Annotated in this window: 11 protein-coding genes; 8 read left to right on the plus strand and 3 right to left on the minus strand. The window is 65.5% G+C overall.

From position 1 onward, the window contains the following. Window positions 1–17 precede the first annotated feature (17 nt). From sctJ to F4U95_RS01575, 8 genes are all read left to right on the plus strand, one after another. Window positions 18–758, plus strand: coding sequence for a type III secretion system inner membrane ring lipoprotein SctJ (gene sctJ, locus F4U95_RS01540; RefSeq protein ID WP_120253231.1), 741 nt, complete (start codon window positions 18–20; stop codon window positions 756–758). Continuing rightward, a complete protein-coding gene (locus tag F4U95_RS01545; RefSeq protein WP_145986307.1) occupies window positions 755–1,201 on the plus strand; it encodes a hypothetical protein in 447 nt (148 codons plus the stop codon). The genes sctJ and F4U95_RS01545 overlap by 4 nt, the downstream gene beginning before the upstream one ends. Further along, window positions 1,186–1,791, plus strand: coding sequence for a FliH/SctL family protein (locus F4U95_RS01550; protein WP_120253233.1), 606 nt, complete (start codon window positions 1,186–1,188; stop codon window positions 1,789–1,791). Before F4U95_RS01545 ends, F4U95_RS01550 begins: the two co-directional genes overlap by 16 nt. Next, window positions 1,781–3,082 carry a FliI/YscN family ATPase gene (locus F4U95_RS01555; protein ID WP_120253234.1) on the plus strand — a complete coding sequence of 434 codons (1,302 nt, stop codon included), beginning with the start codon at window positions 1,781–1,783 and terminating at the stop codon, window positions 3,080–3,082. Before F4U95_RS01550 ends, F4U95_RS01555 begins: the two co-directional genes overlap by 11 nt. Next, the gene (locus F4U95_RS01560) at window positions 3,079–3,537 is read left to right on the plus strand and encodes a hypothetical protein (RefSeq protein WP_120253235.1); all 459 of its coding nucleotides are present in this window, start codon (window positions 3,079–3,081) and stop codon (window positions 3,535–3,537) included. Before F4U95_RS01555 ends, F4U95_RS01560 begins: the two co-directional genes overlap by 4 nt. Further along, window positions 3,534–4,139, plus strand: coding sequence for a hypothetical protein (locus F4U95_RS01565; RefSeq protein ID WP_120253236.1), 606 nt, complete (start codon window positions 3,534–3,536; stop codon window positions 4,137–4,139). Before F4U95_RS01560 ends, F4U95_RS01565 begins: the two co-directional genes overlap by 4 nt. A 112-nt stretch (window positions 4,140–4,251) precedes the next feature. After that, complete coding sequence (locus F4U95_RS01570; protein WP_120253237.1) at window positions 4,252–5,943, plus strand: glycoside hydrolase family protein; 1,692 nt, start codon at window positions 4,252–4,254, stop codon at window positions 5,941–5,943. Continuing rightward, window positions 5,933–6,493 (plus strand): hypothetical protein, encoded by a 561-nt coding sequence (locus tag F4U95_RS01575; RefSeq protein ID WP_120253238.1) that lies wholly within the window; start codon window positions 5,933–5,935, stop codon window positions 6,491–6,493. Before F4U95_RS01570 ends, F4U95_RS01575 begins: the two co-directional genes overlap by 11 nt. A gap of 44 nt (window positions 6,494–6,537) precedes the next feature. On the opposite strand, the gene F4U95_RS01580 is transcribed toward F4U95_RS01575, so the two are convergent. The 3 genes from F4U95_RS01580 to F4U95_RS01590 all read right to left on the minus strand — a co-directional run bounded on the left by F4U95_RS01580 (window position 6,538) and on the right by F4U95_RS01590 (window position 12,948). Continuing rightward, the gene (locus tag F4U95_RS01580) at window positions 6,538–8,826 is read right to left on the minus strand and encodes a TonB-dependent receptor (protein WP_120253239.1); all 2,289 of its coding nucleotides are present in this window, start codon (window positions 8,824–8,826) and stop codon (window positions 6,538–6,540) included. 161 nt (window positions 8,827–8,987) lie between these two features. After that, window positions 8,988–10,619 carry a Na+/H+ antiporter gene (locus F4U95_RS01585; RefSeq protein ID WP_120253240.1) on the minus strand — a complete coding sequence of 544 codons (1,632 nt, stop codon included), beginning with the start codon at window positions 10,617–10,619 and terminating at the stop codon, window positions 8,988–8,990. Window positions 10,620–10,698: 79 nt separating this feature from the next. After that, window positions 10,699–12,948, minus strand: coding sequence for a putative bifunctional diguanylate cyclase/phosphodiesterase (locus F4U95_RS01590; RefSeq protein WP_161600356.1), 2,250 nt, complete (start codon window positions 12,946–12,948; stop codon window positions 10,699–10,701). Window positions 12,949–13,128: the final 180 nt, after the last annotated feature.

Here is a 13,128-nt window from a genome sequence, read left to right on the forward strand (position 1 = left end):
GAGAGGGAGGAAGGCCGATGCACGCGATCGGAAAAGCCGCCCTCCCGCTTCTCGCCGCGCTTGCGCTGGCGGGGTGCGGGAGCCAGGAAATCTACGGGCATCTGAAGGAAGCCCAGGCCAACGACATGATCGCCGCGCTGCGCGACGCGCATATCGACGCGAGCAAATCCGCCGACAAGGATGGGCAGTGGGCCGTCGCGGTCGATCGCGACAATTTTTCCAAAGCGATCCAGTTGCTGCGGGCCAAGGGCCTGCCGCGCGAGGATTTCGCCAATCTGGGCAGCCTGTTCGAAAAGAAGGGGCTGGTGTCCTCCCCCACCGAAGAGCGGGCGCGGCTGATCTATGGCCTGAGCCAGGAATTGAGCCATACGGTAAGCGAGATTGACGGGGTGGTGCAGGCCCGCGTCCACCTTGCCATGCCGCAGGCCGATCCGCTGTCGGATCAGGTGAAGCCCGCATCGGCGGCCGTCTTCGTCAAATATCAGCCGGGCTTCGACCTGCGCGGTCAGACCGGGGCGATCAAGTCACTGGTGACGAACAGTATCGAAGGGTTGGCGGTCGACAAGGTATCGGTGGTGATGGTGCCGAGCCAGGCCGCCCCGCCGCCCGAGCAGTCGATCCTGACCGCCAGTTTCGATGGCTGGGCCAGCCGTATCCTGCTGGGGCTGGTCGGCATAGGCGGACTGGTCGCTCTGTTCTGGCGGCGGCGAACGGCGCGGTTGCCGGTGGTACCCACTCAGGGCGAGCAGCCTTCATGAGCGGTGCGGCGGCGAGAGCGGAAATGGGCCGGCTGGCGGCGCGCGGTGGCTGGTCGCGATCGCGCGGAGAGCGGTTTCTGGCGCACGACGCGGCGCGGCCGAGTTTCGCTGCGCTCCATGCCATGCCACGCTGGCCGGTGCTGGATGCAGATGGGCGCGAGACGGCGGGCATGGTGGCGCTGCTGATCGCGGGCCAATCCGCCCTGTCCCGCACGATCGAGGGGGCAAAGTTGCGCGGCTATGCCGATCTGGTCGGGGCCGATGTGCTGGAGCGCGTGATGACTTTCGCCGAGGGTGGGCGCGATCCGTTGCCCGCTATCGATCGGATGGGTGTCGACGCGCAAAGGCTGCTGGTCGCGGCGGAGGCGGATGAGGAGGCCGCCGGGCGACTGGGCGCGGCCGAAATATTGCTCAGGGAGGCAGACGCATGGCCTTCCATCTGATCCATGCCGATGGGTTGAGCCTGCTGGCGAGCGATCGGCCCTGGCTGCGCGGGTCCGAACGGGCGCCCGTGGAGGAGGCGGCAACGTTGCTGGCCGATATACGGTTGCTGCACGATCGGCAGGCCGAAGCGCTGGCGCAGGTGCAGGCGATTGCTGCGGCGGAAGGGCGCGCATCGGGTGCGGAGGCCGGGCGGGCCGCCTTTGCCGCAGCCATCGCCGCGCTGACCGATCAGGTAGAGGCTGATCGTGCACGACGAGACGAGGATGTGGCGGCACTGGCGCTGGCGGCGCTGCGGCAGATGGTCGGCGCGCTGGCCGATGAGGAGCGGATAGCCGCCATCGCCCAGCGCGCGGTCGAGGCGCTGGGGTCGCGTGGTCCCGTGTTGATCGAAGTGTCCGAAGCCATGATGCCCCATGTCGAACGGGCCTTTACCGATCGGCCGAGCGCGATCGAGGTGGCGGTGCGGATGCAGGACGGGCTGGCCGACGACCAGTGCCGGCTGACCGCGCCGGATGGTCGTATCGTAGCCGATCTGGACGTGCAGATGCAGTCCTTCGCCCGCCGTTGGGAGCTGATCGATGCGGACTGATGCGCTCTTCGAGACGCTGGCCGCCGGTCCCGCTTTCGAACAGCGCGGACGGGTGCGCGGCGCGATCGGCACGGCGATCCGGGTGAGCGGCGTCAGCGTGCGGATCGGTGATATCTGCGAATTGTCCAGTCCTGCCGGGCGCCACACGTTGCTGGCCGAGGTGGTCGGACTGTCCGAGCATGAGGCCATATTGGCGCCGCTGGGCGATCTGCGCGGGCTGTCGGGCGAGACTGAAGTCACCGTGCGCGTCGGCGAGGATCGGGTGCCGGTGTCCAGTGCGTTGCTAGGGCGGGTGCTGGACGCGCGGTTGCAGCCGCTCGACAGCCTGCCGCCGGTCGATGCATCGGCGACCCAGCCCCTCTACGCCGCTGCGCCCAATCCGATGGAGCGGCAGCGGATCGACACGCAGGTCGAAACCGGCGTGCGCGCGATCGACGGGCTGCTGCCGCTGGGCCGGGGGCAACGCATCGGCGTGTTCGCGGCGGCGGGAGGCGGCAAATCGACGCTGCTGGGTACGTTGGCGCGGCAGGCGCAGGCGGATGTCATCGTCATCGCCCTGATCGGCGAGCGCGGGCGCGAGGTGCGTGAATTTATCGAGGATAATCTGGGCGAGGAAGGATTGGCGCGCTCCGTGGTCATCGCCTCCACATCCGATCGTCCGGCGCTGGAACGCGCGCGCGCGGCCCATGCCGCCACCGCTATCGCCGAGGGATTTCGGGCGGAGGGCAAGCATGTCCTTCTGCTCATGGATTCGGTGACGCGCTTTGCCCGTGCGCTGCGCGAGATAGGGCTGGCATCGGGCGAGCCACCGGTGCGGCGCGGTTTTCCGCCCTCCGTCTTTGCCGAACTGCCGCGGCTGTTCGAGCGAACGGGCTGCGACGCCCATGGCGCGATTACCGGCATCTATACCGTCCTGCTGGAGGATGAAGAAGATGATCCGGTCGGCGAAGAAGTGCGGTCCTTGCTCGACGGGCATGTCATATTGTCGCGCAAGCTGGCGGCGCGCGGCCATTATCCGGCGATTGACGTGCTTGTGAGCCAGAGCCGCTTGATGGGGCAGTTGGTCGGGGATGGCGAACGGCGCGCCGCTTTGTCCTTCCGCGCGATGCTGGCGAAGCTGAACGAGATCGAGCTGCTGTTGCAGGTGGGCGATTACAAGCCCGGCCAGGATGCGCTGGCCGACCGCGCCATCGCCCGGCGCGACGAACTGGACGGGTTTTTACGGCAGCCGACCCATGAGGCGGTGCCGATGGTGATGACCCGCACCTTGTTGAGGGGATTTGAAGCATGAGCGACAATGTAATCGACGGGCTGAAGACCATATTGCGCCTGCGCCGCCGCGACCTGGACCGATGCGAGCGGGAGGTGGCGCAGGCGCGGGCGCAACTGGTCGAGGCGGAGGTGCAGGAGAGTGAAGCGGAGCGAGCCTGCTCCCATGCCCTCTCCACCTGCGAGCAGGCGGTGGCGCAGCAGGCGAAACTGCCCTGCGATCCGCTGGTGCGGCTGCATGCCCATGCGACGCAGGCGAAGGCGGAGGCCGCGCGGCAGCTGCGAGCGCAGGCTCGCGCTGGGCTGGAGGAGGCGCGAATGCTGGCCGATCGGCTGAAACGCGAATGGCTGCGGGCGCAGGCGCGGCATGACGCCATTCTTGGCGAACTGGAACGCGCCGTGCGGCAATGGAAGCGGCAGATCGGCCGGCGTGCAGAGGAGGATGTCCGACCCGTGCCAAAGGTGGCGCTGGCATGACCGCGCCGATCCAGACGGCTATGCAACCGGGCAGCCTGCAATCCGCCGATCGGCCAATGCCGCAGAAGCAACCCGACAGCGAGGCGGTCGATCGCTTTCGCGATGCATTGGCGCGCAAGGGCAAGGATGCTCGCACGGCATCGGCCAAGCCGCAGAAGACGGCCGAGGATGGGGCGCAGCCAGCGCCACTCCCGGCCCAGTCACCGTTGGTCCCCCTGCCCTTCCGCGAACGGCCGGCCGGCAAGGGTCAGGATGGGGCCAGTGGGTCGGATGGTCGAAGCGGGGCCAACGCAGCGCCGCCTGCCGTTGCGCAGGATGTAGCGATGCCGACTCTGCCCAACGCCGCGCCGGCTCCTGATGCCGGACAATTTGCAGCGCTCGTCGCCCGGCTCGATGCCGGCCTTGCGCCTTCGGCTCAGTCGCATCTGGCCCTGCCCGGCGACCAGTGGCGCGCGGATCAAGTGGTGATCGACAGCCAGGGTAGCAGCCTGTCGGTCAGTATCGACCTTGGCCAGCGCGGCGATGGCGAGCAGGAGACGATGAAGGAATTGCAGGCCCGCCTGCGCGCGCGCGGGATCGCGGCGAGGGTGGATCGGATCTAGGCAGACGCTCTCCTAATCGCATCGCTCAGCTTCCTAGTCGGATCGCTTAGGGCCTCGCCAGCGCCACAGGCCTAGTCTCCTCACTTATCAAGGGACGCGCAGGAGAAGCGGCATGGCCGGCACGATCGACACAGCCACCAATGGCAATAGCGGCAACGGCAACTGGCTCGATACGCTGGGCAAGGAGATACAGGAGGGGCTTGGTTCGTTGGCGGAAACGCTGGGGCTGGAGGGGATCGTCTCCGACTTCGACAAGCTGCTGGCGAGTCCGTCGGTGCTGGACCGCTTTGCTTCCCCGCAGGTGCCGGAGCAAACGCGCGAGACGCCTCCCGTCACCTCTCAAAACTATACGGTGCGCAAGGGCGACACGTTGGGAGCTATCGCAGCGAAGACCGGGCATAGCGTCGAGGGGCTGGCGCAACTCAATCATCTGGCCGATCCGAACAAGCTGGCGATCGGGCAGGAATTGAAGCTGGGCGCAGTGAAGACCGGGCGGCTGCAACCGCAGGTCACCACGCAGGCCAAGCCGACTGATGCCGCTGCCGCGACTGCGACCACATCCGCGTCGGGCCTGTCGCAGAAGGGCATGGATTTCATCTACAATCACGAAGCGCAGTCGGGCGTCAGCAACCATCTGCACTGGCCCAAGGCCGGCAGCGGCGTGACGCTGGGGCCGGGCTATGACATGAAGGGGCGGGACGCCGCCACGATCGAGCGGGATCTGACCGCGATCGGCGTCGATCCGGCCGCCGCGCGCAAGGCGGGCGAAGGCGCTGGGTTAACCGGCAGCGCGGCGCGCGATTTCGCCGCTGCGAACAAGGGGCTGATCTCGCTCTCTGCGACACAGGAAAAGGCGCTGCTGCGCCAGACCGTCGAACCCTATGCGGCCAAGGTACGCGACCTGATCAAGGTGCCGGTCACCCAGAACCAGTTCGATGCGATGACCAGCCTTGCCTATAATATCGGCACGGGGAAGGATGGCTTTGCCGGATCGACCGCGCTGGCCCGGCTGAACGCCGGCGATGCCAAGGGCGCGGCCGAGGCGATGACATGGTGGAACAAGTCGGAAGGCCAGGTATCGCAGGGCCTGATCAACCGCCGCGCCGATGAAGTGGCAGTGTTCAATATGCCGGGCGCTACGCTCGCGAAGCCGGCCAAGGCGGTGGAAGACAAGTCGGCAGTAGCCCCTACCGGCACCAGCCCCGACGCGCTGGCCGCGACGATCGCGACGAAAGGCGATGCGCAGGCCAAGGCCGATCTGGCGGCAGGCAAGAAGGTGGTGGTCGCGCTGCGCACCGACACGGATACCGGCGCCAATGGCGGCAAGGGCGTTTATGACGACCAGATCGCCGTGGTGTGGAAGGATGATGCCGGCCGCTATCAGGCGAAGGTCTTCGACGGCAATACCGAGCCGTCGGGCCAATATGGCTGGGACGGTCCCAAAGCCTCGCGCGGATCGCACACCGACATGAATGGCGACGGGAAGATGGATCTGGGCCGGTTGCAGGCGGGGACGATCCGCTACACCCAGCAAGCCGGCAATTTCCTGGGCAACACCTTCTTCCGCGCGACGCAGACGCAGGTGGCGGAGCGGGATACCAATCAGGATGGGCGCTTCACCGCTGCCGACGCCAACCGGATCGACAGCAAGGGTGCGGGCACCAGCATGTTGATCCATCAGGGCGGCGCGACCAATACATGGTCGGCAGGTTGCCAGACGCTGCCCAAGGCGCAGTTCAACGATTTCGTGGCCGCGCTTGGCGGGCAGCAGGCGTTCAGCTACGTTCTGGTCAATGCACGCTAGACACTCGATCCTCCTGGCGCTGACGCTTGCGGCCTGTAGCGGCGGCTCGTCCAGTGCGAACGAGCAGGCCAATGCCGCGCGCCCTGCCCCTGTGACGAACGCGGCCGCGCCGCTGGACCCGGCGGCGTCGCGGATCGATTTCGCGGCGCTGGCAGGGCAGTGGAAAGTGGTGGGCGTTGCCGTAGCGGAGAGCGGCGTGCAGGCGCTGGCGCAGGACGATCCGGCCTATATGGGCCAGTTGCTCGATATTGCAGCGGAGCGGCTCAGCTGGGTGAAGGGCAAGGCGGCGGCGGGCGCCACATTGTCCGATCAGTGCGATGGCCCGGTTACCGCGCGGCAGACCGGTGCGGCAGCGCAGGAATACGGGCAGCAGTTCGCCGCGCAGACGAAGGCGCTGCATATCGATCGGCCCGATCCGCACGCGGTGGAATGTGACGACGGCCAATGGGGGCCGGAAGCGGCCGGCGGGGCGATCATCCTGCCGGCGCCGGACGGTCGCATCGCCATGAGCTGGTATGATGGGGCGATGCTGCTCTTGCAGAAAATGTAAAAAGGGGCGCGAACCGATATCGGCCGCGCCCCCTGTTCCGATCGTTACAGCTTGCCGCTCAAGGACAGGCCGATGATGCGGGGTTCGTTGAACACCGGCGCCATGTAATTTTCGATCACGCCCTTCATATTCTTTTCACCCGTGATGTTGCGGGCGAAGGCGGCGATCTCATATTTGCCGTCCGGCGCGGTGTAGCCGATCTTCAGGCCACCCTCGAAGTCGCCCTTCGAGTAGAACTCCTTCGTCTTGTAGAGGACGAAGTTGGTGTAGCCCTGAATGTTCCAGTCGGTCGCCGCAAACAGCTTGCCGCCATTACCCAGCGGCACGTCGTAGCGGGCCGCGATGTTGGCGGTGTACTTGGGCGCGTTGGGCAGCGGGTTACCGTCGATCTGGGCGAAGACGCCCCGCGCGTTGGTGACGGTCGGATCTCCCACCGTGCAGACCACCACGCCGTTCAGCGTGCAGACCTGCGCATAGACATTCTTGTCATCGATTTCGCTGTGCAGCAGGCTGAGGCCGGCGGACAGGGTGAAATTCTCGAACGGACGGGCTTCGAGGTCCGCTTCCAGACCATAGGCCTTGGCCGCTTCCGCGTTGAACAGGACGCCATTGCCGTTCACGTCGTTGCCGTTCAGCTGAATGTCCTTCACCTTCCAGGCGAAGCCCGACAGGTTGAAGCGCAGGCGGTTGCCCAGCAGGCTGGTCTTGATGCCGCCTTCGTACGACATGATCGTTTCCGAATCCGCCGTGGTGAAGTCGCTGTTGAAGACGGCCGAGCGACCCTGGATGGTCGGGCCACGGAAGCCGCGCGCGACGCGGGCATAGAGGCTGACTTCGGGGCTGACTTCATAGAGGGCGCTGACGTCCCAGCTCGGCTCCTTGCCGGTCAGCTTGACATAGCGACGGCCGGCATAGGTGGAGACGCCCGCCGCATTGGCGGTCGCGCGGACCAGACGGGTTTCCTTCGTGTCCTTGGTGTAGCGGCCGCCGGCGGTGATGGTGAAGCCGGGGACGACTTCATAGCTGGCCTGGCCGAACAGGCCCCAGCTTTCATTCTTGTTGCGCAGGCGCACCCAGTTGTTGGGGTTACGCGCAGCCGTCGTCAGGAAATAGGCGCGCTGGTAGAAGTCGGTGGTGTCGCGGCTGTCGAAATACATGCCGCCAACCTGCCATTTGAAGGCGCTGTCGCCATTGCTGGCAAGGCGGACTTCCTGGCTAAGCTGGTCGAGATCGCGGACATTGCCCTGGCTCTGGCCAAAGCCGTTCGCCACGCCACCGACCGGATAATCGGCGCCTGCGCCGCCATCGGTGTCGCCACGGCTGTAGCCGCTGGTGGTTTCATAGGCGGTGATGGAGGTCAGCGTGACCGGACCCATGTCGATCGCGATATTTTCCGACGCGCCGTAGGTCTTGTAGGCCTGCGGGTTGTTCATCGCTTCGTCGAGCGCGATCTTGCTGCGCGGTTCGCCCGCCACGCTGTTGCTGCCCTTGGTCAGGCCGGCGCGGTGGAAGATGGTCGAGGTGCCGTCATAGTCGCGGGCGTGGACGCTGGTCAGCATCGAGACATTTTCGGTCGGCGTCATCAGCAGCTGAAGGCGCACGTCCTTCTCATTATAGCCGCCCATCGCGTCCTTCTTGGGGGACATAGTGCCGTCTGCGCTGGGGCCGGTGTAGGTGTTGTCGACCCAGTCGTCGCGGTGCTGGTAGAGAGCCGAGACACGGAAGGCGAGCTTGTCCGCGACGATCGGGCCGCCGATGCCGCCGTCGAAAGTGACGGTATTATAGCTGCCGTAGCTGGCCTGAGCGCGACCCTGCCAGTCCATCGAAGGACGGATGGTGTCGAACTTGATGATACCCGCCGTGGTGTTGCGACCGAACAGCGAACCCTGCGGGCCGCGCAGCACTTCGACCTGATTGACGTCGAACACCGGGTTCGACTTCAGCACGACATGCTCCAGCACGACATCGTCCTGGATGATCGACACCGGCTGCGACGCGCCGAGATAGAAGTCGATATTGCCGAGGCCGCGAATGTAGAAGCGCGGGAAGATGCGGCCGGTGGTGGTTTCGGCGTAGAGGCCGGGCACGCGGGCCGCGAGTTCCAGAATGTCGCCGCCGCCGGCAGTCAGGTTGCGCAGCGCATCGCCCTGCACGACGCCGACCGAAACCGGCACCTTCTGGAGATTTTCCGAGCGACGCTCGGCCGTGACGACGATTTCGTCCAGCTGGTCGGCGCCGGCGGCTTCCTGCGCATAGGCGACATGCGCCGTCGTCAGAGCGCCGAGCGCAGCGGTCAGCATCAGTGCCGACCGGGTGAAGATGGTCTTGGACAAAGTCGTTCCCCGTAATCTTATTTGGCAAAGGCTCATGGCCCCCATGGGCGCGGCCGCTAGGGTTCGATCATGTCTTTATTGTGACATAATGTTGCTTGGCCGCGACGACTGATCGCAAAGTGGCTGGCTGTGGCAATCGCGCCACAGCCCCACAGCATCGCTCAGCCCCGGTAGCGGGCCTCTGCCAGGTCCAGTTCGCGCGTCAGCTTGCGCGCGGTGCCGCCGCTGACCAGCCGGTCGCGGATCAGTTGGGCCAGCGTGGCGCGTTCGGCCTTGACCCCGACCAGCGCGAATTCGCTGGCCAGGCGGCTGCCCGCGCGCGCCTCGTCAGCCTGATGGCCGCTCAGCCCCTCGATCCGTTCGCGATAGAGATCCATCACGCGGGCGCCGGCGGTGGCGTAGAGATCCGCCTCGCCACGATCCTCGGCCAAAGCATGCTGGTGCCGCTCGATCGCCTGGATCGCGGCATGGGCCGCCACGATACGCGCGCTATCCTCTTCCGCCTGCTTCGATGGTTCGGGCGGCATGGTCAGGCCCTTGAGCAGGAAGGGCAGCGCGATGCTGGCGAGGATGAGGGAGACGACAATCACGCCTGCCGCCAGGAAGATCGCCAGATCGCGGGCGGGAAAAGGGGTGCCGTCATTGAGAGCCAACGGCAGGGTCAGCACACCGGCAAGGGTGATCGCGCCGCGCACGCCGGCAAAGGAGGTCGCCGCGACGAGGCGCCATTCGGGGCTTTGCATCTCGCCCGTCCGCTGCGTCTTGCGCAGGATGGTGAGGTGGAGCGAAGCCCACACCCAGGCGAAGCGGAGCAAGGCGAGGCCAGCGACGATGGCGATGGTGTAGATGGCCAGCCACCAGGGCGAAACATGGCCGGTCAGTGCCACCGTCTGATGTGCGCCCTCCAGGATGCCGGGCAATTGTTCGCCCAGCAGCACGAAGATGATGCCGTTCAATGTGAACTGGATCATGTCCCAGACGGAATTGCGGCGCATCCGGGTGGTCGCCATGGTCTGACGCGAGATTTCCGCGAAGGTCATGGTGACGCCGGCCGCGACCGCCGCCAAGATGCCCGAGGCATGGATATGTTCGGCCAGCATGTAGGAGCCGAAGGGGATGAGCAGGCTGACGAGAATCTGCGACCCGGTATCTTCCCCCCAGCGTTTCGTGACGAACGCCTTGGCACGGGTGACCGCAAGCGTGACGACGACGCCGATCACAAGGCCAGCGCCCGCGACCCACAGGAAGTTGAGCGTCGCCGCGCCCGCGGAAAAGGTGCCGGTCAGGGCGGCCGCGACGGCGAAGCGCAGGCAGACGAGGCCCGACGCGTCGTTGAGCAGTGATTCCCCTTCCAATATGTGCATCATCCGCTTGGGAATGGGCACGCGCGCGGCAATGGCGGACACGGCGATCGGATCGGTCGGCGACACGACCGCCGCGAGCGCGAAGGCGACCGCAAGCGGCATGGCAGGGATCATCCAGTGGATGAAGAAGCCCATGCCGACGACAGTAAGGAGGACAAGCCCCAGCGCCAGTTCGACCACGGTCGAGACGTCCTTGAGCAGTTCATCCTTGGGGATGCGCCAACCATCGAGGAAGAGGAGCGGCGGCAGGAAGAGAAAGAGGAAGAGTTCCGGGTCCAGATCGACACGGTGCGAGGTCGAAAGGCCGATGATCGCGCCGAGCAGGATCTGCACCAGCGGCGTGGGTATGGAGAAAGGCAGAATTCGGGATATCGCCCCGCTGACGACCACGGCCAGCAGCAGGAAAAGCACGATCGAAACTGTCTCCAAACCAATCCTCCCATTTTGGATGTGGGAAGAACCCTAGAGGTTGAAGGACGCGTGGGGCAACCCCGAAAGGCCGAATAACTTAGCCGGCCTTTGCAATCTGACCGGCGGTTTCGGATTGGGCCAGGCAGGCGGGCACCGCTTCGGCCGGCATGGCGCGGGCATAGAGGAAGCCCTGCCCCACGTCGCAATTGATATCGCGCAGATAGGATTCCTGTGCTGCCGTCTCTATGCCTTCGGCGACGATTTCCAGGCCCAGGCAATGGCCCAGATTGACGACGGTGGAGGTGATCGCCTCCGCATCCGTGCTGGTGCCGATACGCTGGATGAAGGAGCGGTCGATCTTGAGCAGGTCGACCGGGAATTGCGTCAGATGCGAGAGCGACGCATAGCCGGTGCCGAAATCGTCGAGCGCGATGCGGATGCCATGGTCGCTGAGCGCGCGCAATTCGCGTTCCACATCGCCGGCACCGTGGCCCAGGAAGACATTTTCCGTGACTTCGATCTGGATGCAGGAAGGCGGCAATTGTCGCGCGTTCAGGCTGCGAATGACCTTGTCGGCAAAGCCGCCCTGACGGAAATCGGCCCCCGCGACATTGATCGCGACATTGCCGAACGCCAGACCGATGCGCGTCCAGTTCTGAATATCGTCCAGCACCTTTTGCAGCATGCGCTCACTCAGTAGCGAGCCGAGCGCCGGATCGTCGAAGGCCGCGCGGACCATGTCGGGCGTGCGCAACTGTCCTTCATGATCGCGCCAGCGCAGCAGCGCTTCAAAACCGGTGACTTGCGACGTGCGCAACCGGACCTTGGGCTGATAATGGGGCACGATCGTATCGTGGGTCAAAGCCTGGCGAGCCAGCGCGATCATCGTTTGATGCCGTTCGACCTCGACCATCATGCCCGGTTCGAAGATGCGCAGCCGCGCCCGGCCGCCGGTCTTGGCGGCATAGAGGGCGATGTCGGCGGCTTTCATGATTTCCGAGCGGGTGCGGCCGTCGCGCGGAATGAAACTGGCGCCGATACTGGCGCTGCATTCCAGCAGGCGCCCGCCATGGTCGATCGGCGTGCGGAGCTGATCATAGATATTCTGCGCGACCTGCTCCACCGTCTCGACGGAGCTGGCAGCGATGACCAGCGCAAATTCGTCGCCACCGGTGCGGGCGACCAGATCGCCCTCCCCCACGGCCGCGCGGAGCCGCTCGGCAAAGGCGCAGAGTAGCGCGTCGCCGCCGTCATGGCCGACGCTGTCGTTGATGGTCTTGAAATTGTCGACGTCGATGATGAGCATCGCCGCTTCCATATCCCGCCCGACATTGGCCAATGTCTCGTCCAGATGATCCTGCAGCAGGGCGCGATTGGGCAGGCCGGTCAGCGCATCATGCTGCGCCATCCAGACGGCCTTTTCCTCCGACTTCTTTTGATGGGTGATGTCGCGGGCGACGACGATCAACCGGCCCGAGGCATCGGACGTCTTGTTGATCGCGATATCGAACCAGCGCGGCTTCCTCAGTTCCGGCGCAAGGGCCGTGTCCGGCATCAGGCTGAGGATCAGGGTGGCGGGCTGATTGGCCCTGGCCTGATCCAGCGCCCTTTGTGCCGCCGGACGATCTTCTTCCGCCATTTCGTAAAGCCAGTTACGCCCGATCAGGGTGTCCGCCGCCAGCCCGCCTTCCGGTTGATTGTAGAAGATGATCCGATGATCGTCTTCCAGGATCAGCATATGATCGGGGCTGGAACGCAAAATGGTTTCGGTGAGGGACTCGCTGCGCTCCAGATCGGCAAGCGCGGTCATCCAGGACACGAGCATCTTGTGCAAGGCGAAGGAGGCCGAGAAGATGGTCAGCATGAAGATCGGCAGTTGGACGCTGATGACCGGCAGCACCGGGTCGGCGGTCAGGCTGCCCGCGACCGCGCATGGCCCGAGCGCCAGGAACACCATCGTCGCCGCCAGCCGGGGCGTGCCGAAATTGCGCAGACATATGCCGCATACCATCGCCGCGGCGGACAGGCAGGCGATCGTCGCCAATATCCAGTCGCCCGACAGGATGCAGAGCGACGTGCCGATCCCGACCGACAAGGCCCAGAAACAGGACAGGATCGCGGACAGGCCACGCGGCGGCGTCATGCCGGCCGCCATGCGTTTCTTGCCATGGATGAGGACGGTCATCCGCACCAGACCCAGGCCGATTTCGAACAGCAGCCAGCCCAGGAAAGGCCCGGAGGGATGCCGCCACGCAGCGATCGTCGCCACGGCCGTGGCGTTGAGCACGCCGCCCAGGAAGATCGGGAGCGAGGAGAAAAGTCCGTTCTTCAGCTGATCCGCGATCACGGCCGGCACCCTGGTCCTCGAATCGAGGAGCCATTCGGTCAGGCGCGTGAGAGGGAAGGGCTGCACGTAGATAATCACTCGATCGGTTCGTCGCGCCGCATCGAAAATGCAGTGGGACGAGGGCATGGCGGTCCAGCCAGAAGCAGGGAAGCCCCGGCGCATGACCGTCATTATAAGATA

This window comes from Sphingobium limneticum, from assembly GCF_008710165.1.
GTDB classification, from domain to species: Bacteria; Pseudomonadota; Alphaproteobacteria; order Sphingomonadales; family Sphingomonadaceae; genus Sphingobium; species Sphingobium limneticum.